The sequence below is a fragment of the Gilvimarinus xylanilyticus genome, assembly GCF_024195295.1.
Taxonomy (GTDB): Bacteria; Pseudomonadota; Gammaproteobacteria; order Pseudomonadales; family Cellvibrionaceae; genus Gilvimarinus; species Gilvimarinus xylanilyticus.
In genome coordinates this window covers 535,368-554,920 of sequence record NZ_JAMFTH010000001.1, presented here as the reverse complement: position 1 = coordinate 554,920, position 19,553 = coordinate 535,368, and the positions used below count along the sequence as shown (strand labels likewise).

Genomic DNA, 19,553 nt, shown 5'->3' with positions numbered 1-19,553 from the left:
ATCGTCCTGATCGACTTTATTGTCGCCCTTAAAATACTGGCGCAAGTGCGCGGACTGGCTGGTATTTCAACGGCTCGCGACCGGCTGAACGCCGGCGGCGGTGCTTCCATGCACCGCATCAACCTAGCAATAAAGTAGACCGTCCCAATCGACTTTATTGTCGCCCTTAAAATACTGGCGCAAGTACGCGGACTGGCTGGTATTTCAACGGCTCGCGACCGGCTGAACGCCGGCGGCGGTGCTTCCATGCACCGCATCAACCTAGCAATAAAGTAGACCGTCCCAATCGACTTTATTGTCGCCCTTAAAATACTGGCGCAAGTACGCGGACTGGCTGGTATTTCAACGGCTCGCGACCGGCTGAACGCCGGCGGCGGTGCTTCCATGCACCGCATCAACCTAGCAATAAAGCAGATCGTCCTGATCAACTTTATTGTCGCCCTTAAAATACTGGCGCAAGTACGCGGACTGGCTGGTATTTCAACGGCTCGCGACCGACTGAACGCCGGCGGCGGTGCTTCCATGCACCGCATCAACCTAGCAATAAAGTAGATCGTCCCAATCGACTTTATTGTCGCCCTTTAATACTGGCGCAAGTGCGCGGACTGGCTGGTATTTAAACGGCTCGCGACCGTCTGAGCGACGGCGGCGGTAAATCCATGCACCGCAATGGACCCGACGATATAAATGGCCGAGTGAATAAATTCCGTTACAGCATACAGGGGAAAGCTAAACAACGCTAAGCCAGCTAAATACTGGCAAAAGCGTGTGCGTTAGGGATCTCGGGGCTTATCATCCGATGGCAAGGCGTGCTTAAGGTAGGTTTTTATCTCTTGACTCATTGACGGGGTAAGCTCCCCCAGAATACCGCGATGCTCGGGGGCAAGGTGCTCGGCTGGATGATCCTCACCGAACACATAGTGATCGAAAAACGCGCGCCAGGCCCGTCTTTGCGCAAGCGGTAAGTGTGACACCCCGAGAATCGCGTGAACCAAGCTATCAAACGGCGAGCCTGTAAGGGGAGTTAGATCCTCCCACCAGTAATTCACTAAGATATTAAATTCGCCAAAAGAATCTACGTTATGCCACCACAGAGGCGGGATATAAAGCGCATCCCCAGGCTCCAGCTCGGCCACCACAGCATGCTGTAATGCCTCTGCAAAACGCGGGTAACGTTCTAAGTCAGGATCGTTCAAATCCACCATACTCACCGGCTGTCCAGCGGGAGTATTATCCAAAGGCCCGATATACAAGTTGCGCACTTGCTCGGGCGGGAAAAGGGTAAACCGCCGTTTCCCCGTCACCGCACAGGCGATATTCTCTGAAGTATCGAAATGAGTGCTAATGGTAGCCGCACTGCCAATCCAAATATTGGGTACGACACTGGGGCTGACAATATCGAGACTATTCTCCCGCTCAAATCCGGGCAAGACATTCGGAATAGGGGTGGCCCCCATGTACATTGAAGGCGCACCTGCATGACCGATAGTGCTAATCAGCTTGCCCATGGCCGCGCCAAACGGGCCCTGCAATTGCTCAAAGTTAAAGCCTTGCATATCGTCGCGATAAAAATATCGGCGCTTAATGTCGGGCGCACCTACAAACAAACTGACGGGGTTATTACTCGCATAGCGCTGCAAGTACTGCAGCAGTGCATCCCGCGATTGCTCGGCGGCCTTCACCGCGGGCCACTGTCGCACCAAACCGCGCAGCACTGCAGGCTGATACGAGGGGGCTATCTCCGTTTCAAAATCGCGACGACTAATATTATAGAACTCGCGAACAGGTGGGGCAGACGACATAAGCGTTGTATTATTCAGAGAAATCAACCCGGAGTGTAGGCCTTTAACCTCAGTCATCCAAGCGAAGCGGTGAAGAGCACTGTAAGGTTTTGTTTAATCGCTCCGGCCGCCATCAGACTCGAAAAGGCTCTGCATTGTCAGCCAGAGGCTCGAACCGGTTACGAACAGGCGCAATAGCGATCAGTGCCAACCCGCCAACACCTCCTCCAGCACTTTATACGAGCCCAAATCAATACGTACCTGACTGGGGCGACCGGGTAAAATACCGTACATACCCGAGCAGGCTAGCTCATCGGATAAATGCAGAGTTGCAAAACGGTCATTCTCGATAAAAACAACCTTGCAAATGGTATCAATCCGTACCGCCGCCTCAACACCTGGGGGATCCCCCTCATCCGACACAATATTGATGTCGATAAATTCGTCGCCAAAGCTTGCCCGAAATTCAGCCCAGTCACCAGAAAACTCCACATGGCCGTTAATCCCATCAAAGGAACAGACTCGAAAATTAGACTTTCCATTGATTAACAAGGCGATATCAGCCCGTGGACAAAGTGCGTAACGGGTCCCCACTTCCTGAGCGTCATCCACCAGAGGCCGATGAATGGTAGAAACCGTGCGAATAAACAGTGGATGCATGGGGTTAAGCTCTCAAGTTACAGTCACCCGCAAATACTACAAAATATTAGCGGCAAAAAACAGCGCATGACTAAACGGATAATTTCACCCGCTGAAAAGTGAATATTTTTTGTGCAGCCTGTATAGAGGTAACACGCAATAAAATCTATGCATCTTGAGGAGCTAAGAACTCGATTTGCAGGCTCTCGAGTTGTGTCTGTGCTATTAAGAATGGACGGGAGACTAGCCCGCCCAGGGTAATTCATGTCTATTAGAGCAACAGTGGTGACGCTTGGCGAGCACCGGCTTTAAGCACACTGGCTTCTACCAGCAAGTGATTCTCCTGCAAGTACTGAGCAATCGATGTGAAAGTTGTGGTTGCAATGGGGCCTTTGTGATCGTCCCTCGAAACGTCTTTCATCAACACACTACCCAGCAGAATTTTAGCGGGACTTTCTTTAACGGGTGTGGGGGTAAAATGAGCCCGGGCGTTAGCCTTTAAACGCGCGCTGTCCACAGTACCGTAGATCGCCGCGTTCACTATATCCAGAGTGTATTCAGTGCAATTTTGATAGCGACTGTTGAACGGGTTGGCAATAGCCGAATAATTCGGATTGTGCAGCGGCAGATGGTCCCCCCGGGCAATTAGCTCAATCAATGCGCGCTGCATTTTCGGGGTGGGAATAATGACCCCCGCTTTCAGCGCCTTGGCGGACCAGAAGAAATCCACCGGATAATCCTGCACCACTTCACTGCGCTCGACCTGATCCTCTTTTTGATACAAATTGTAAATGGCATAGCCTTTTAAGGTATCGCCGTTATCACTGGTCACCTTAGAGTAAACAGCCACCGCTGTGTGGGTAAAAGCGATGCCCTCGGGTAACTGATCCTCGGGGCGCCCTACCCGGCCGATAATAAAGGCGCGAGCACCTTTCTGCGCAGCGTACTTTTCTACGCTTTTAGCGAACTGAGTAATTTGCTCGGGGGCGAATACATTGTCTTCGGCGCTGGCACTACCCGCCCACAGGCGGGTAGGCAGAGCCGCAAGGCACATAACCAGCACGGTTGCGGCTAACTGCTTCATATTAAATACCTCCCTGCTCGCGTACGCTTTTCATTTGCCGAGGCGCGGGGTCGGGTTGCGCCACAATGGTTTCTTCGGAGACCTCCAAAGGCTCATCGGTCAAGGCGTAATCCATCATCGCATCACCGGCCTTACCGGCGGCCTCGCCAATTTTTCCGGTTATCACCAAGGGCGCCGCTACCGCCCCACTGACGACCTTTGTGCCCGCCACCACCGAATGCCCGGCAGCCAAAGTTGAATGCTTACTCGCCTGACTGGCATTGTTGGAGGCCGCACAGGCCGGTAAAGCCATAGCCGCACTCAAGATCAAAACACCGATTTGCATACTTTGCTTGTTCATAATCAAATTCCTTTGTTGATGCTTATGTTGCTGAAACCAGCAAGTGCGATTATGGATAAGGGATAGATTATGTAAACCAAAACTGTTAATGTCGCTTTTAAGTCAACCCTACGTATAGGAATAATAGACTTGAGCCAGATTCCCCACCTTTGCCAGACCTTAAAACGCCTGCTGCGCGAGCGTGGCATCACCTACCGGCAACTGGCCGATTCGCTGCAAATGAGCGAAGCCAACGTCAAACGTATGTTTTCTCAGCAAAGCTTATCCCTACACCGCCTGGAAGCGGTATGCCAACAACTGGAGTTATCCCTGGCCGAGTTTTTCAGTCTGGCCGACCCCGATGAGCGCAGCGTGACCCAGCTGACTTTAGAGCAAGAGCAACAGCTGGTGGACGACCCCAAACTTTGCCTGGCGGCGGTATGTATTCGCGATGGCTGGAGCTATGAGGACATCATCACCCATTACCAAATAGACGAGCACGAATGCATTCAATTACTGGCGCGCCTGGATCGGTTAAAGCTTTTGCAGCTACTGCCGGGCAATAAATTTAAGGTGCTAATTTCGCAGAATGTTCGCTGGAGCCCCGATGGTCCGCTGGAGCAGTTTATTGCCCGGGATGTGATAAGCGGTTTTTTACAGGGCAGCTTCGCCGAACCCGAAAGCTTTCGCTTTTATCTGCGCGGCTCATACTCAGCCGCGTCTATTCACCACCTGCAAAGGCGCCTGGAACAGCTAACCCGCGAGGCCGAAGAGCTCAACGCCGCCGACGCCCGCCTCCCCTTAGACCAACGCACTCACATGGGCCTGTTAATGGCCATGCGACCCTGGGAGCTGTCGATCTTTCAAGCCATGCGACGCTGAGTTCACTTAGCAGCAACTTTGTTCTAAGTCGTCATGGGTGGATAGCGGTGCAGGATGCGCCGCCGAAGGCGAGCGCAGGCCCTGTAAAATCAAGGGATTTCGCAGGTTCCGCCGACTTTACAGGGCGAGCATCTTAATGGCCTAGTTAATAAGAAGCGCAAAGGCGGTTGCTCCATAACAGTCGGGGGATATAATGCCCGCGTCGGCTTACCCGGCACAGCCTTTGATTACCTCAACCTGGCGCTTACCGACTATGTCACCATCCTTACGCCGCAACCTTCTAACCTTAATCGGGATACTGCTGGTCGCGATGAACCTGCGCCCCGCCCTGACCAGTATTTCCCCGGTTCTGCGTAACATCGGTGAAGTCATGCAGCTATCGGCGGCTCAACAGGGTATTTTGACGACCTTACCTGTATTGTTTTTAGGCTTAAGCGCACCCCTGGCGCCGTTAAGTGCTCGCCGTATGGGAATGGAGCGTACCGTTTTACTGGCGGTGCTGCTGTTGGCTGCATCATTGGCCATTCGGCCCTTTAGCGGCACCGCGGGTTTGTTTATTGGCACCGCCTTAGCCGGCGCCTGCATCGGGGTGATGGGGGTTTTACTGCCCGGAATCGTCAAGCGCGACTTTCCTCAAGCGACCAGCTTAACCACCGGTTTGTACACCGCCATTATGTGCCTGGGAGCGGCCCTGGCCGCCGGGGCCACGGAGCCTCTGCGCCTTGCGTTTAATGAAAATTGGTCGCCCGCTCTGGCCTTTTGGTGCCTTCCTGCCTTAACCGCGGGCCTGGTGTGGTGGCATCAGTCGGGCGAGACACATAAACCCGCCGCGCGCCCTCACACTCCTCGCTCTTTGCTTACCGACCCCCTGGCCTGGCAGGTAACTTTGTACATGGGCCTGCAGTCATCGCTGGCCTATGCCGTGTTTGGCTGGTTACCCACTATTTTGCAGGATCGGGGCCTCACACCGGTAGAAGCCGGTCTCGCGCTGTCTACCTCAATTATGAGCCAGATCGTCACGGCCATTACCGCGCCCTGGCTGGCCACGCGGATGCGAGACGAACGCTTTATGGTGACTTTGGTGATGAGCCTGACGTTAATCGGTATTGGCGGCTGTATTTATGCTCCGGCCAACACCCTGTGGCTGTGGGTGGTGATTTTAGGCCTGGGGCAAGGGGGTACCTTTGCCATGGCTCTTACCCTGCTGGCGTTGCGCTCGCGTGACCCGGCGACCGCCGCGCGCCTGTCGGGTATGGCCCAGGGGGTGGGTTACACTCTGGCCGCCTTTGGCCCGTTAATAACCGGTATACTGCACGACGTTTTTCACGGCTGGGAGGTTACCGGTGTATTTCTCGGGGTGGTGGGCGCAGTCGCCATTCTGGCCGGGTTGGGCGCCGGGCGCAGACGTCATGTGCTGGAGCATTAACCTCAGCCCAGCGCAATAACACAATTTGGAAACGGAAAGGTTTATGAAATTTTTAGTAAAACTGTTACGCGAAGGCCTGGGCGGCATTATCGCCTTTATCAGCTGGATCACGCGACCCCGCAAACTTAAACGCACCCCCGAGTCCCAAACGGCGGTAGAAAACGAGTTACAAAATTTTGCCTTGTATCAGTTTTTTGCCTGTCCGTTTTGCATTAAAACCCGCCGTGCGTTGCACCGCTTAAACTTGCCTATGGAAACTCGCAACGCCCAGGCCGGTAATCACCACCGCACCGAGTTGCAGCAAGGCGGAGGCCGCGTAAAAGTGCCCTGCCTGCGTATCGACGAAAACGGCACGACCACCTGGATGTATGAATCCGGCGATATTATTCAGTATCTTGAGCGGCGCTTCGGCGCAGCCTGAAGCCGCCAGAACCCACTATACGCGGCAAGACCGGAGGAAATCTCCGCAGCCAGCCCCAAGCATCAAGTGCGGTGACCACCACCGCGGTGTTGCGCCGCCGGTCTTTCGCTTGATACAACGCCCCTCGGCGGCTTTGATTAAATCGGCCCCAGGTGGAAAAGTCCCCGAAAAAGCCATGCACGCCCAACGCAATGGCGATATAAAAACTTGTTCTTTGCTCACTGAAAAAGCCGAGAAAATCAGAACCGAGATAGAAGCCGCATCTAAGTCCAGCACTTAAAGTGCCACAACGCTAAAACGTTTAATGAAAGTAGTGACGATAAGACTCGTCAAGCGAGTCAATAGATTTAAGCTCTATTCGGCGGAAGTAGACCTCGCCAGCTTCACTCTGCAACACAATCTGACCACGGGTTAGGGGTTTGGTGCCTGAGTCGGTTGGATAAGCTGATCCGCTCAGTGCCATCACCACCTCGCCATTGACTATATGCAAACTGTCACCCTGATAGCTAATCAACTCCAGGGTATTCCACTCGCCGGTGGGTTTTTCGTTGTTATGACTAGCGCGGCAAGTAATAGGGCCGTCGTTACCCCCGAAAGTTTTTAACGGAACCTCTGGACTGTAGCGATGGATGTCGTCCTCATCATCGTAAGCGCAGCGAATGTCAATTTGTGAGTAGGCAATTTTCCACCAGTCACCGGTAAGGCCATCCACCCCCTGCTCGACGATCTGAAACTCCTGCGATAGGGGCCATGCGCGCCAATAATCCACACCATGCTCACCGGTACCGTGATACAAGATTCCCGTATCCAAGGGTAAATTCTCGCGGGGCGGCCACTTTTTCTCGCCCCACTTTACCTGCAAGCGCAGGTGATAATTTTCGAACTCGCGTTCGGTAAAGATTCCGCCGTATATCTCGCCTGAGATACGCAACACAGGCTCTCCGCTTTCAGTACTTATACTGAATACATTCCATTCATCACGATCATAACCCACAGGCTCCTGGTACTCTCCGCTTTCGGCTCGTTTCAGCCCAGACACGGACGTTTGTGGATTGGGAAACCCCAAGTAGGTTCGCCATTGGCTTAGCTCAGAATCCAGCAACGGCTGCCACTTCTCGGCCTGTGCCAAAGGTGATAACCCCGCCGACACCAACAAGCCCAACCCCGCCAAGCAAACCTTTACCTTCACCAACATAAATTGACCTTTAAATGATTCGAATTATTACAAGGCAAACATCATATTCGAAACTTCAGCCGCTGGCGACTACCTGCAACCCGTATTCACAAGCTGGCTGCATGGTGACTAAAAAAAGGCAGGCACGACTTTCATCGGACCTGCCAAATGTTTTGCAAGAGCTCACAAAACCAAAGGAATACTAGTGCAATATTAATATTTCCAGCTAATAGATGCGCTCACATTGCGCGGTGCGCCGTAATAGGCCTGATCCCAATACAGGCTGTTTAAGTATTTCTCATCGGTGATATTTTTCAGGTTAATGGCAGCCGTCAGCTGTTGGGTCAACTCGTACTGCAACACTAGGTCGACCAGCGTATAGCTTTCTTGAGTAACCGCACCGCCTACGGTATTTATATCATCCTGCCATTTCAGCGAGCCGCCCACTTTTAAGGCGGGAATGGCGGCCACACGGTAGGACGCTGAGACCTTCAGCATCTGCTCGGGAATATAGGGCTTGGCTTCGCCGGCTTCACCGTCGATATTAATCCAAGTGTAACCCGCACTAACATTCAAGCCTTTGACCAACTCACCGGAAAACTCCAATTCGTAACCATCGCTAGTGTATTGCCTAGGAGCATAAAATGCCGTATTAGTTTCGGGATCGCGGCCCGTAAACTCACCCAAATTGCTCAAATCAGACTCAAACGCGGCCAGAGTCACTACCGCCAAATCATTATTAAACGAAGCTTTTAAACCAAACTCGGTACTTTCACCCTGAGTCGCTCCCAAGGGCTCAAATTGGTCATTCACAAAAAGTTGTTGCGAGAACACCTCGGAGTAACTACCGTAAGCCATCAGCGAGTTGGTTATCTGGTAAGTCAAACCATAATAAGGCACGGTATCGTCAGCATCGGTATTGGCAGCATTACCATAGTTGATACCCCGCTGAACAATTTCTGCTTGGCGCGCGCCCACCAATGCGGATAAAGCATCGGTCACGTTAATACGGGCGGCAGCGTAAAACGATTCGTGCTCTTGCTCCACATCGCTAACCCCGTATACAGGGTCATGAGCGTTAAAGTTTGGCCGCGGCGAATTCCCCTCGGCCCAATCGCTACCCAGCACCGGCGACCCCACAGCGCTCAGGTCATTGTAAGAATTTGCCGTGTAGTTTACGTCGGCATAGTTATACCCGAACACCAGCTGATGATCGCGACCAAACAAATGCACATCGCCCGAGGCCGAAAGGTCGACCATATCCTGATCCACCTCATTCAGGTACCGGCCGGTTGAGGCGCCCAAACCAGTTTCGTCCTGCTGCGGTGTACCAAAAACGTAAAACAGCTCCGACTCGTTATCGGTGGAGGTTTTCGTATAAATCGCATTAACCGTCCAGCTATCACTTAACTGCTGTTTCAGTTCCACAAACGATTGCGATTGCTGCATATCGCGGTAAGTCCAATCGGGTGCCGTATTGGTAGAGACATCGTAATCGGTGGGTGTACCGTCGGCGTAAACCAAAGGCAGTGCGCCCCACAGAATGCCCTCGCCGCGATTGTCATCGTAACTATGGCCTAGCGTCAGCAATGTGGTATCGGTTAAATCGGCCTCTAACACGCCGTAAAACAGGTCGGTGCTTTCCTCGTAGCGATCTAAGTAGGACTCGGTATCTTCCGTAGCCACCACCAGGCGCCCGCGAACCGAGTCACTTAAAGAGCCAGAAACATCGCCATCTAAACGATACCCCTGCCACTCGTTTACCGAAGCGCGGGCACTGGCTTGCAACTGCTGGGTAGGACGCTTGCGAACAAAGTTAACCGTCGCCGATGGGTTCGCCAAGCCAGTCACCAAACCGGCCGCGCCTTTCACGACTTCAACCTTGTCGTAAAATGCCGTGTCCAGCTGACCCGATACATTGCCATACACAAACGGCGTACCGACACCGTCGTACTGAAAGTTGACGATATCAAAACCACGGGCCGTGTAATAAGTGCGGCTGGTTTCCACTTCTTCTACGGTAACCCCTGGGGTGTAATCAAGCACCTCATTGACCGAGTCCAGAGAGAAGTCATCCATTTGCGTGCGCGAGATTGCGGTAACCGTCTGGGGGGTTTCGTAAATGGTCATATTCAGTTTAGTCGCAGAGTCGGTTTCTCCCGCCTCGCCGTAGACCAACACATCTTCGATTTGCTTAGAGGCACCTTCCTGCGCCAGCGCGCCCTGGCTGCTAAAACCGGCGATCAAAGCCGCCAAAAGCCACTGTCGAGTTCTCAATGATTCAGACATGTACACCCCCTACATTCCATAACTAGCTAGCATTAAAGTAAGGCGTGCAATATACATTTATTAACAAAAATGTCAATGATAGTGATTCTTATTTCTAAGATTGCAGGTGCACAAGTTTGGCTGTGGATTCTTAAACGACAGAGGCGTCTCGAGTATTTACGGAAATAGAACCTTAGGCTCACCCTCTTGCCAAGGCTGATATTTCACCATTGCCCGAACAAACAGCGAATGCTCCAGCCACTGTTTAAGCCACGCCTGCAAGTGTGGGTAAGGCAGGCTGTAGAATACATCGCGGTCCACATGGGCAAACTGGCGCACAAACGGCATTACGCCGATATCGGGAGTGCTGGGCCTGTCGCCTAGCAGGTAGCTGTTTTTGTCCAGCAGCTGCTCCAGCGTCTGCAAAAACGCTTCACCGCGTTTGCGATATTCGGTTTGGCTCATAGCCGGGTGGCGGTCAAAATACTTATAGCGGTCCAGCCAATGTTTAAATTCACTGTCGTTGCGCTCAATCAGTGCCTCGGCCCTGGCGCCGCCATATAGCAACCCCTGCGGATCGCCCTGCTCCAACGCCCAGATCATAATATCCCGGCTCTCTTCAATCACCGAACCATTGGGCAATTGCAACACCGGCACCGTCCCCTTGGGGCTTATCTGTAACATCTGCGGCGGTTTATGTTTTAACACCACCTCACGCAGCTCGACCGAGATACCGGCAAATAGCAGCCCCAAGCGGGCACGTATGGCGTAGGGACAACGGCGGAAGGAATAGAGGGTTGGAAGTACTGGGTTCATAGCGCCTAGGGTTGAGTGTTAGCGGGCGCTAGGGTCGAGGATGAAGGGATAAGTGTCAAGGCCCGAAACCTATTCACTAAAAACCACCGGGGCATTGGCAGTTGAAAGGGCGCCATGTTTCAGCGCCCAAAACCCGTTGCCGTTTTATTCCAATCGGTAAAAGTCGAAATCCGCGCGCCCACCCGGTGTTTGGGTTGCGTAGCTAAACAGCGCGAACCGGTAGCCCATAAAATGAGGCAGTGTGTATTCCATTTTAAGTTCAGTACCAAGCGTGTTCCAATGCATCCCATCCAGGCTGTACCAGAAGCTGGCCAGATCGCGTTGGTCTTTAAAGTCGGCCCGAATCTGTAAATAAACTTTCGTCTGAGGCAAAGCAACTCGCGCTTGCTCGCTTTGTGTCACCTTGTCGTCTTTTGATTGCCCGGACACCATAATCAAGGAGGCTCCGGTTTCTGTTTTTTCAACTCCGACAAAACCGTATTGGGCCTGCAGAGCGGCAAGCCCCGCGACATCTCCGGGTTTTAAGTGAGTGGTATCAAGGGCAACCGTGGCCCGAGCCTCGGGGCCAAACATGCGCTGAGTCAGAGTATTGCGGGTATCCAGCAATCCCTGATCGATGCGCTGGTTCGTTAAGCTCAGGTAGCCGGGCCGTTCCGTCACCGACCAGCCACTCGCATCGGGGTTATGATTCCACTGCCAGGCGGGCTTGAGTGCTACGGCCTCAGAACCGATTTCCGAATAGTCAAAATCGTCTGAAGCCACAAGATTACCCAGCCCCGACTGTTGCGAGGTAATACTCAGCGTCTCGGGTACTTTGCCGTCCACCCCGTATACCGGCCAATCGTTTTGCCAGCGCACCGGCACCAGGTAAGGAATGCGCCCCACGGCGCCGAAATCGCGAAACAAAAAGGCATACCAGTCGCCCTCGGGTGTATCGATCAAACCGCCCTGGGCAATGCCCCGGTCCTGCAACACCACCCTGCCCTCGTAAGGCCCCGTTAGCTGTTTAGCGCGATAGACCAACTGGGTGCGCATGCCATTAGCAGGCCAGCTGATTAAGTTAATGTAGTAGTAGCCATTGCGCTTACTCACCTGGGCTCCCTCCGCCGGCACCCAGAAATTTTCTCCGGCAATAGACGAGGCATTCTCAATCACTGTGGTACGCAGGCCGCCCGGCTTAACCGCAGAAGCGTCAGCGGTCAACTCTACTAAATTAATATCGTTATTGCCGTAAAGTAGAAAAGCCCGTCCCTGGTCAAACACCAGCGAGGCGTCGTGAAACAACTCGTCAATTTCCGCGCGCTGCCATTCGCCACTTTCAATATCATCGCTGGAAAAGATGTAGGTTTTACCCGTGTGATTGGCAAAAGTGCTCACGTAAAAACGGCCATTGTGGTAACGCAGACTGCTCGCCCAAGACCCCCGGCCGTAGGACTGCTCACCATTGCTCAGAGTCGACGCATCGCCATCGGCCAGCGTATCGTAGGCGTAGCCAATAAGCTCCCAATCCACCAGATTGGTCGATTTCATCAGCGGCACCCCGGGGTTCATGTGCATGGTGGTGCTGCTCATATAGTAGGTGTCCCCCACACGAATCACCGCCGGATCGGGCACATCGGCCCAAATCAGCGGATTGCGGGCCGTGGTTTGGCTCACAGCGTGTGCGGGCGACTCAGTTTGGCTGCTACATGCCAGCAGTGCCCATAACGCCGCCACTAATCCCATTCGCAGAATCATAACCATCCTTCGCTTTTGGTTTTTATCGTGAAGTCGACCCCAGGCTCTGAAACACGAGCGGCGAATTAACCTCGCTAAGGGTTTGAGTGAATCACTCAAAAGACTTATAGTTAATAATACAATATGAAATAATCATAATATATTTTTAATTCCACTTAAAACAACTCTAACGACAGCATCGAGGATTGATCACATGAGAAGAATGACCTCACTCGCCGCTCTGGCGTTCTTTGCCGCCCTTACCGGCTGCGACAATAGCCCCGAAACAGCCCCGCCCAGTGAGCAAGCCACCGCTCAAAATGCACCGACATCATCGGCCCCTGCTAAGCCCGCTGCGGAAAAAACCGCCGAATTCAGCCAATTTTCTTATCGGGGCGAATCGCAAGAAGACGTCACCGTGGGCGAAGGCGAATTTCGCAACCCGATTATCTCGGGCTATGCCCCCGACCCCACCGTGGCTCGCGTAGGCGACGACTACTATGTGGTGACATCCTCATTTACCCACTATCCGGGTTTGCCGATCTACCACTCCAAAGATCTGGTTAACTGGACGCAAGTGGCCAACGCCATTGATCGCCCCGACCAAGTGGACTTTTCGGGCCTGCGAGCCTCGCGCGGGATATTCGCGCCGGATTTGTCCTACCACGACGGCACCTACTACCTGGTAACCACTTGCGTGGATTGTGACGGCAATTTTGTCATGACCGCCGAGGACCCCACCGGCCCCTGGTCGGACCCGCACTGGCTGGGCTTTGGCGGTATCGACCCCTCCATTTACTGGGCTGATGACGGCAAGGCCTATATCGTCAACAACGACGCCCCCAATGAAGAACCCCGCTACGACGGCCACCGCGCCATCTGGATTCAGGAATTTGACTGGCAGAACCTGAAGATGGTGGGCGAGCGCAAGCAGCTGATTAACGGCGGTGTGGATATCACCCAAGAACCTGTATGGATTGAAGGGCCGCACATTATCAAGCGCAACGGCTACTACTACATTACCGCCGCCGAAGGCGGCACCAGCGTTCACCACTCGCAAACTATCTTTCGCGCTGATAATGTTTGGGGCCCCTACACGCCTGCGGACCACAACCCCATACTCACCCAACGCGATTTAGAGTGGGAGCGCGAAGACCCAATTATCGCCGCCGGACACGCCAAGTTTGTGCAACTGCCCAACGGCGACTGGTGGGCCACTTTCCTCGCTATTCGCCCTTACAACAACGACATGTTCAACATCGGCCGCGAGACCTTTCTGCTGCCGGTTACCTGGAAAGACGACTGGCCCTACATTCTTCCCCAGGGCGAGCGCATTCCGTTTGCCATGGAAAAACCCGCCCTGCCCGAACAGCCGCCCGCCGAGCTGCCCACCGCCGGCAACTTTGGCTACACCGACAGCTTTGATGGCGACAGCCTGTCGTTATCGTGGATGGGCCTGCGCAACCCGAGCGAAGACTTTTACCAAGTGGACAACGGAGCGCTCAACCTGGCGTGTCGCGGTGGACTGGGCAACCTAGATGTGGTTCCGTCCTTTATCGGGCGCCGTCAGCAACACCACATTGCCGACGTCTCCACCACCGTCACCTTTGACCCGACCGCCGAAGGCGACATGGCAGGCCTGGCCGCGGTACAAAGTGATACCCACCTGATGTTTTTGGGCGTCACTCAACTCGATGGCCAAAAACAGGTTGCCCTGTACCGCCGCGAGGGCTCTACCGAAGGTGAATTGATCAGCGCCCAACCGCTCGAAAGCTCAGCGCCCGTAGAGCTGACCCTGGCATTCAACGCCGGACAAATGCAGGCAAGCTACGAGGTAGACGGCACCAAACACACCCTCGCCGAAAGCGTGGATGCCACCAACCTCAGCACGAATGTAGCTGGTGGGTTTGTGGGGACTTTGATTGGGCCTTACTGCGCTGAGTAAAAGCAGTCGCGATACCTTACCTTTGCCGCCTTACTGGCGGCAAAGGGTTTTTAATGCAGAGCTTGCGGCTTCAGTTTTTTGAAAGGCAAGGCATGATACAAATACGGCACAAGTCCGGCCCTACACAAGCCGAGCCCTTAACCCGCTCTCACCGAATCAATAAAGATACGGCATTCGCTCGGACTCTTTAGACGAACGAATTTAATATGCTCGTATTGCGGGTCGGTCATTATGTTCGCGTAGCGTTTTTTATTTTTCGGGTACATACGCAGCGTCCACAGTATGATGGAGTGCCGCGAGAAAAGCAGGCGAAGGCTCTCGCGGTTGCCCGTACCCGGCCAAAGCTCTTCCCGGCTCCATATTCGCCCAATAGCGCGCTTTAATGCTTGCATAAATGTTCGGGTAAAGCTGAAATCCAACCAGATAATCGTGTCCACGTCTTTCCATTTCACCGACTGGCTGCGACTGTAATTGCCATCCAACACCCAGCGATCGCAGGAAAGAACCTGCTCAAGCTTGGCAAAAAACTCCTCATCCGCACTTTCCGTCCATCCCGCCTTCCAGAACAGCGCATCCATATGAATGACAGGATAACCAAGCCGCTCGGCAAGCGCGATAGCAAACGTGGTTTTTCCCGTACCACTGGTGCCAATGACGTTTACTTTGCGCATAAAGAGTTTTTTGTGGTTTGTTGTGTTTTCGGTTTGGCGTATCCCGTCGTCAAGCGCGCCTAAGCCTGAAGTCAGGCTAAGAAGATTATCGAAAATTAAGCATGAAGGCCCGACTGCCGCTTTGAAAAATAACGTGGCTCACAAACTTAATTGAGCTTAAAGTCGTAACTTTGTAGAGCACCGGTCGACTCGGAAATCTCGCGCCCCTGGCCATCAAAGGCTGTTACGGAAAAATAATAATACAAACCGGACTTAAGATCAGTAGCATAGTCACGCATATTAATTTCTGTAGTTTCAACCTCAGGAGTATCCCGCCAACTGAAAAGACCTTTTGCATGGCCACCGCCGGGTGAGGACATTTCCCACAGCTGAATACGATAGCTTTTTGCACCTTCGTACGCGCGCCAGGAAAGTACAATAGGCTCTTCAGCCCCATAACGCTTTGCAGTAGCGTTCTTGATGACAGGCTTTACAAAAGATACCTGTAGACCTCTGGCAGGCTCGGCCTTACGTGCATAGAAGTTGTCTCTATCGATATCAATATTAGGGCTCAGAATTAAACCAGAAAGCGTAGCGTGGGCTACCGACATATCCAATTCAAGCCCATCTATACGATACTCGCCCTCGGGCACAGGAATACGATAAACACCCAGTTCGTCCGATACAGCCCACTGACTTTGTGCGGCACCATTTAAATACAGACGTAGCCTTACCCCCGCCCGAGGCTCTCCCTCCGCCACGACTTTACCGACGATTTCCCCAGGCCCGGCGCCGATCACGACCAGCTTGTTGGGCCAGTGGCCTCGCCGGATTGAATGTACGCCTAAATACCCCTGCTCAATTGCGGGTACACCTAAATACTCCTGCGAATGCTCGGCACCAGAGTCTTCAGTAAAAGAAGGGGTAAGTCCACCAAAAATGAATTGCCCGAAGAATAGAAACGCCAGCACAAGGACAACTACAACCCCTACTCCAAACATCACGCCCTGTACAAACTTTTCCAGTAGTCCGTTCATTAATATTCCCTTTATAGAATTCCAATGCGTAAATCAACCGCCGTTTCTTATTTAAAACCTTTTAACGATACCACGAGCTTTCCGTTCAAATGGTTCAAACAGCCGTAAAAATAAATCTGTCCCGTTTCGGCTTACGGTTTAAAATTGTCCCCGAAGCTTTTAACCCTAAGGCTTACAGCGTCGGAGCAAACGCCTCGACGAGCCACAACCCGATGGTAAGGCTCACCAAGCCGAATAGCGTTGTCTGCACAATCATAGTCGCCGCAAGGGCAGCATTTCCGCCCATGCCGCGCACCATAACAAAGCTTACTGTGGCGGTGGGTGCGGCCGCCAATAAAAAGACCACCGAAACCGCATCGCCCTTAAGCCCCAACAACAGCGCCAGCGTCACCGTTATTACTGGTGAGACTAACAGTTTCCAGCAGCTAGCGGCCAGTACGCCTCCGCCCATTTGACCCAGCGATTTCAGGCTAAGCGTCCCGCCGACGCACAACAGCGCTAGTGGCAAAGACATATCTCCCAGATAGCCCCCCGCCCGGCGAATGGGCTCGGCAATAGATGGCCCCCAAGCACCGTAAATCAGCCCAGCGACAATGCCGATAATCAAAGGGTTACGCGCAATAGCCGCGAATACACCGCGAAAACCACGCCCTCCGTCTAGATCACGGTTGAGGGCGACAACGGATAATACGTTGTACAGCACGATGGTAACGGCCAAGGGCAAAGCCGCCATAGCGATACCTTTCTCGCCATAGGCATTCGCACAGTACGCCAGACCGATAATAATCAGGTTGCCGCGAAAGGCCGCCTGGGTAAGAACCCCTCGGTCTTTTTTATCGCGCACAAACCAGCCGGCGGTTACAAAGCTCAGTATAAAAACAAGCAGAGCACCGGTAACCACGGCGATCATAATGCGACCATCGGTAGCCGAGCCAAAATCTGCACTGGCGTTACTGAAAAACAACAACACCGGCAGCCCGACGGAAAAAACCAAGCGTGAAGCGGTGTTGATAAACGCTTCATCGATCAGGCCCACACGACGCAATACCGCGCCCAGGGCAATCATCAAGAAAATAGGTGTGCTTACCGATACCGAAAAGATGAAGGTGGATAGTAAATCGCTGTTATTCACGGCGGCTCGTACGAAGATATGTGTGGTGTGTTAGCTTCCGCTTTTTGCCGAGGTTTTGTCAAGGTTAAGGCGGGGGTTTAAAGAGTTAACTGCCCAAGGGTAACAGGGGCGAGGTCTTCGAGCTCGACAAGCTGACTCTGGAATTCACGATTCAAGACCTGCCCCCGTGCTCCCTCTATATAGCTAACTTCAAAACGGCAATCAATAATGCAACTAGGAAAAGGCACCAAGGAAGAATAAAGTCAGCAAATGAATTTTGCCTGCTGAGCAGTATCCCAATGACGTCCAAAGCGATCGCAAGCCTATGTAATTTTGAAATGCGCGGTAGGGGATCATTTACATGATTGATTCGACTGCACTTCCAAGGCTCTATACTGGTAACTCTGTTCAGCCCTGGCCTAGCGAAAAGTATCGAAAAGAGCACCGTGGTTAGACCTCCTTTATATCTCAGTACAGCTTCCTCCTCCCAATCAAACCCTTGAGAAAGGGCAAGTGATTTTGCATATTCCTGTGCTAGAAATGAATAGTATAATGATCGTTGTATGTCAGCCAGCCAGCCAGAATAGCCAACGCGATCATTAGCTCGAAATCTGAAGGCAAACCAGATCAAAAGAACTATAGATATGATGGGTAATAGCTCTGGCTTTTCAACTTGCAACTTCATTAGCCCAATACTGAAGGCGCCGCTCTGATCAGGAACCACTTTCGCATCTGTCAGAGCCAGTATGATGTACCCAATTGACATTATTAGAAGATTACGCCGGTAAGGATTGGGCTCGCTAAAATCCACTAGTATTTACCCTATTAAAACAATGACTTTCAAATCGTCAGTGCTACACAACCTGACCCTCGTATATTTGAGAAGGCCTACGTCCTTCGGGACTATTAGATTCCATTCGTTGTGACCAATTTTTTCGATATTAATTAAATTGTCGAATTGTGCCCCTCTAGAAGGGTAGGAGCACGCGAATATCAACGCCGAATAGGTCATGCAAGTTAAGAATATTGCGGCTCGAATCATGAATATTACCTAACGCCGCAAGAAGGGGCAATTGTGAAGCGCAGCGTAACAATTGTCCCATTTGCTTGCTTTGTTATGCCTTTTCACCGACGGACTCCACCTGTGTATTTATAATTTGACGCATCATAAAAAGTGAAAATTTAACCCCGTCTTTTTCTGCGATTATATCTTTAAGATATATCTTGTTTTCATCATATTTTTTCGGAAAGCTTATGCTCATGTAGGTCATCCGTTTTTTCTCAGCCTCCCAGAACCGATATTTAACCTCGTCATGGCCAGAGTACTTTTTTAGAAATCGATCAATAGTAAGACCTTCTCTCTGCCAATTTACTAATTCTTTGCTTACCCAAACATCATTCCATGTTTCAAAGACGGGGAAATGCGCAAGGATATTTCGTACGAACTTGAACAAGGGGCCACCTATTTCAGATTCCATGGGTGGACGCTGCTTCTTTATAGATTCAAGTACATACTTGAATGGTTCGTACATCAACAGCTCAGAATATACGGCGAATATATTCGATACTTTGCTAAACCTATACCAATCTTCTTTTTCCCAGAATTCATCTTCCATGATTTCATCGAACAAGTCATAGAATCTGTTGTATCCAAGAGATAGAAACAGCTCTTCAGATTTATTCGGTCTCTTTTCCATAGTTCGTCTTACCTAGAGGCATAACAGCTAGTTCATGCGACTCAGTCGCACTTTTCTCTCGCATCCTATCTCCTGTAGGAACTGCCTTAAGTGCGAAACGCAAGCGTTTGATATTAAAAGAAAAGAGAGCATATTTTGACAACTCCTTGTCTGAGGAAAGTGCGACTGAATTAATTTGGATTTCAATGTAATTGTTTTTACCGTTTGGCGCAAGGCGAGGCTATCACTCTGATTTATAGAGAAAAATGTTTTGGATAAATGACACCTGACCTCTAGTGTTCAAGGGTTTCCCCTGAACACGGGCCGAGCAAACCTTAAATTCGAAGCTCCCATAACCGCCGGCCGAAGGCTGAGAAGGCAATGTTGGCTGGCGCGGTTTTCTGACCGACCCACTCTGACGGTGCAGGAGTATACGAGAGACTGAGATGCGTAGGACTTCGACTGCCCGCCTAGCGGGATGCACGGGGCACTCGGCCCAGGCCGCCCTCTCTGCCTCTCAGAGGCATTCACCTTGTCCCTGCGCCCCACCCTGCGGGCGGCGTTTGCCGTGCAAATCCGCTCCCGGCGAATTAGAGGTCGCTCCTGCG

At 52.2% G+C, this 19,553-nt stretch carries 19 protein-coding genes; 6 read left to right on the top strand and 13 right to left on the bottom strand.

Annotation, left to right across the window (positions count from 1 at the left end; all coding sequences use genetic code 11):
• Positions 1-384 precede the first annotated feature (384 nt).
• Positions 385-552, top strand: a complete 168-nt coding sequence (locus tag M6D89_RS02350) for a hypothetical protein (RefSeq protein WP_253966425.1) — start codon at positions 385-387, stop codon at positions 550-552.
• A gap of 221 nt (positions 553-773) precedes the next feature.
• Here M6D89_RS02350 and M6D89_RS02345 read toward each other — a convergent pair whose 3' ends face one another.
• The 4 genes from M6D89_RS02345 to M6D89_RS02330 all read right to left on the bottom strand — a co-directional run bounded on the left by M6D89_RS02345 (position 774) and on the right by M6D89_RS02330 (position 3,844).
• Positions 774-1,802 (bottom strand): cupin-like domain-containing protein, encoded by a 1,029-nt coding sequence (locus M6D89_RS02345; protein ID WP_253966424.1) that lies wholly within the window; start codon positions 1,800-1,802, stop codon positions 774-776.
• A 180-nt stretch (positions 1,803-1,982) separates the two neighbouring features.
• The gene (locus M6D89_RS02340) at positions 1,983-2,441 is read right to left on the bottom strand and encodes a hypothetical protein (RefSeq protein WP_253966423.1); all 459 of its coding nucleotides are present in this window, start codon (positions 2,439-2,441) and stop codon (positions 1,983-1,985) included.
• 250 nt (positions 2,442-2,691) lie between these two features.
• A complete protein-coding gene (locus M6D89_RS02335) occupies positions 2,692-3,504 on the bottom strand; it encodes a DUF2145 domain-containing protein (RefSeq protein WP_253966422.1) in 813 nt (270 codons plus the stop codon).
• A 1-nt stretch (position 3,505) separates the two neighbouring features.
• Positions 3,506-3,844, bottom strand: coding sequence for a hypothetical protein (locus M6D89_RS02330; RefSeq protein WP_253966421.1), 339 nt, complete (start codon positions 3,842-3,844; stop codon positions 3,506-3,508).
• A gap of 129 nt (positions 3,845-3,973) precedes the next feature.
• Between M6D89_RS02330 and M6D89_RS02325 the strand changes: the two genes are divergently transcribed.
• The 4 genes from M6D89_RS02325 (at position 3,974) to M6D89_RS17425 (ending at position 6,832) form a co-directional block, all read left to right on the top strand.
• Positions 3,974-4,705, top strand: a complete 732-nt coding sequence (locus M6D89_RS02325) for a helix-turn-helix domain-containing protein (RefSeq protein ID WP_253966420.1) — start codon at positions 3,974-3,976, stop codon at positions 4,703-4,705.
• Positions 4,706-4,958: 253 nt separating this feature from the next.
• Positions 4,959-6,131 (top strand): CynX/NimT family MFS transporter, encoded by a 1,173-nt coding sequence (locus M6D89_RS02320; RefSeq protein ID WP_253966419.1) that lies wholly within the window; start codon positions 4,959-4,961, stop codon positions 6,129-6,131.
• 43 nt (positions 6,132-6,174) lie between these two features.
• The gene (locus M6D89_RS02315) at positions 6,175-6,552 is read left to right on the top strand and encodes a glutathione S-transferase N-terminal domain-containing protein (protein ID WP_253966418.1); all 378 of its coding nucleotides are present in this window, start codon (positions 6,175-6,177) and stop codon (positions 6,550-6,552) included.
• Positions 6,500-6,832, top strand: coding sequence for a DUF6435 family protein (locus tag M6D89_RS17425; RefSeq protein WP_418930335.1), 333 nt, complete (start codon positions 6,500-6,502; stop codon positions 6,830-6,832). The genes M6D89_RS02315 and M6D89_RS17425 overlap by 53 nt, the downstream gene beginning before the upstream one ends.
• A 21-nt stretch (positions 6,833-6,853) precedes the next feature.
• On the opposite strand, the gene M6D89_RS02310 is transcribed toward M6D89_RS17425, so the two are convergent.
• From M6D89_RS02310 to M6D89_RS02295, 4 genes are all read right to left on the bottom strand, one after another.
• On the bottom strand, positions 6,854-7,747 hold the full coding sequence (locus M6D89_RS02310; RefSeq protein WP_253966417.1) for a 3-keto-disaccharide hydrolase: 894 nt from the start codon (positions 7,745-7,747) through the stop codon (positions 6,854-6,856).
• 192 nt (positions 7,748-7,939) lie between these two features.
• Positions 7,940-10,015, bottom strand: a complete 2,076-nt coding sequence (locus tag M6D89_RS02305) for a TonB-dependent siderophore receptor (protein ID WP_253966416.1) — start codon at positions 10,013-10,015, stop codon at positions 7,940-7,942.
• A 156-nt stretch (positions 10,016-10,171) separates the two neighbouring features.
• Complete coding sequence (locus M6D89_RS02300) at positions 10,172-10,810, bottom strand: glutathione S-transferase (RefSeq protein ID WP_253966415.1); 639 nt, start codon at positions 10,808-10,810, stop codon at positions 10,172-10,174.
• Positions 10,811-10,954: 144 nt separating this feature from the next.
• On the bottom strand, positions 10,955-12,547 hold the full coding sequence (locus M6D89_RS02295; protein ID WP_253966414.1) for a glycoside hydrolase family 43 protein: 1,593 nt from the start codon (positions 12,545-12,547) through the stop codon (positions 10,955-10,957).
• 193 nt (positions 12,548-12,740) lie between these two features.
• On the opposite strand from M6D89_RS02295, the gene M6D89_RS02290 reads away from it, so the two are divergent.
• Entirely contained in the window at positions 12,741-14,471 is a 1,731-nt protein-coding gene (locus M6D89_RS02290) for a glycoside hydrolase family 43 protein (RefSeq protein WP_253966413.1), read from the top strand.
• Positions 14,472-14,608: 137 nt separating this feature from the next.
• Here M6D89_RS02290 and M6D89_RS02285 read toward each other — a convergent pair whose 3' ends face one another.
• The 5 genes from M6D89_RS02285 to M6D89_RS02265 form a co-directional block, all read right to left on the bottom strand.
• Positions 14,609-15,142 carry an AAA family ATPase gene (locus M6D89_RS02285; RefSeq protein ID WP_253966412.1) on the bottom strand — a complete coding sequence of 178 codons (534 nt, stop codon included), beginning with the start codon at positions 15,140-15,142 and terminating at the stop codon, positions 14,609-14,611.
• A gap of 146 nt (positions 15,143-15,288) precedes the next feature.
• Positions 15,289-16,158, bottom strand: a complete 870-nt coding sequence (locus M6D89_RS02280; RefSeq protein WP_253966411.1) for a carboxypeptidase-like regulatory domain-containing protein — start codon at positions 16,156-16,158, stop codon at positions 15,289-15,291.
• 172 nt (positions 16,159-16,330) lie between these two features.
• Positions 16,331-17,290, bottom strand: a complete 960-nt coding sequence (locus M6D89_RS17340) for an AEC family transporter (protein ID WP_253966410.1) — start codon at positions 17,288-17,290, stop codon at positions 16,331-16,333.
• 175 nt (positions 17,291-17,465) lie between these two features.
• Positions 17,466-18,080 carry a hypothetical protein gene (locus tag M6D89_RS02270; RefSeq protein ID WP_253966409.1) on the bottom strand — a complete coding sequence of 205 codons (615 nt, stop codon included), beginning with the start codon at positions 18,078-18,080 and terminating at the stop codon, positions 17,466-17,468.
• A 304-nt stretch (positions 18,081-18,384) separates the two neighbouring features.
• Positions 18,385-18,966 carry a hypothetical protein gene (locus M6D89_RS02265; protein ID WP_253966408.1) on the bottom strand — a complete coding sequence of 194 codons (582 nt, stop codon included), beginning with the start codon at positions 18,964-18,966 and terminating at the stop codon, positions 18,385-18,387.
• Between the last annotated feature and the right edge of the window lie 587 nt (positions 18,967-19,553).

Bases quoted from the DNA above. Each gene is read 5' to 3' on its own strand.
- M6D89_RS02280 (WP_253966411.1), bottom strand. From the start codon at position 16,158: ATGAACGGACTACTGGAAAAGTTTGTACAGGGCGTGATGTTTGGAGTA.
- M6D89_RS02300 (WP_253966415.1), bottom strand. From the start codon at position 10,810: ATGAACCCAGTACTTCCAACCCTCTATTCCTTCCGCCGTTGTCCCTAC.
- M6D89_RS02310 (WP_253966417.1), bottom strand. From the start codon at position 7,747: ATGTTGGTGAAGGTAAAGGTTTGCTTGGCGGGGTTGGGCTTGTTGGTG.
- M6D89_RS02335 (WP_253966422.1), bottom strand. From the start codon at position 3,504: ATGAAGCAGTTAGCCGCAACCGTGCTGGTTATGTGCCTTGCGGCTCTG.
- M6D89_RS02305 (WP_253966416.1), bottom strand. From the start codon at position 10,015: ATGTCTGAATCATTGAGAACTCGACAGTGGCTTTTGGCGGCTTTGATC.
- M6D89_RS02290 (WP_253966413.1), top strand. From the start codon at position 12,741: ATGAGAAGAATGACCTCACTCGCCGCTCTGGCGTTCTTTGCCGCCCTT.
- M6D89_RS02320 (WP_253966419.1), top strand. From the start codon at position 4,959: ATGTCACCATCCTTACGCCGCAACCTTCTAACCTTAATCGGGATACTG.
- M6D89_RS02265 (WP_253966408.1), bottom strand. From the start codon at position 18,966: ATGGAAAAGAGACCGAATAAATCTGAAGAGCTGTTTCTATCTCTTGGA.
- M6D89_RS02315 (WP_253966418.1), top strand. From the start codon at position 6,175: ATGAAATTTTTAGTAAAACTGTTACGCGAAGGCCTGGGCGGCATTATC.
- M6D89_RS02330 (WP_253966421.1), bottom strand. From the start codon at position 3,844: ATGAACAAGCAAAGTATGCAAATCGGTGTTTTGATCTTGAGTGCGGCT.
- M6D89_RS02295 (WP_253966414.1), bottom strand. From the start codon at position 12,547: ATGATTCTGCGAATGGGATTAGTGGCGGCGTTATGGGCACTGCTGGCA.
- M6D89_RS17425 (WP_418930335.1), top strand. From the start codon at position 6,500: ATGAATCCGGCGATATTATTCAGTATCTTGAGCGGCGCTTCGGCGCAG.
- M6D89_RS02285 (WP_253966412.1), bottom strand. From the start codon at position 15,142: ATGCGCAAAGTAAACGTCATTGGCACCAGTGGTACGGGAAAAACCACG.
- M6D89_RS02345 (WP_253966424.1), bottom strand. From the start codon at position 1,802: ATGTCGTCTGCCCCACCTGTTCGCGAGTTCTATAATATTAGTCGTCGC.
- M6D89_RS02340 (WP_253966423.1), bottom strand. From the start codon at position 2,441: ATGCATCCACTGTTTATTCGCACGGTTTCTACCATTCATCGGCCTCTG.
- M6D89_RS02350 (WP_253966425.1), top strand. From the start codon at position 385: ATGCACCGCATCAACCTAGCAATAAAGCAGATCGTCCTGATCAACTTT.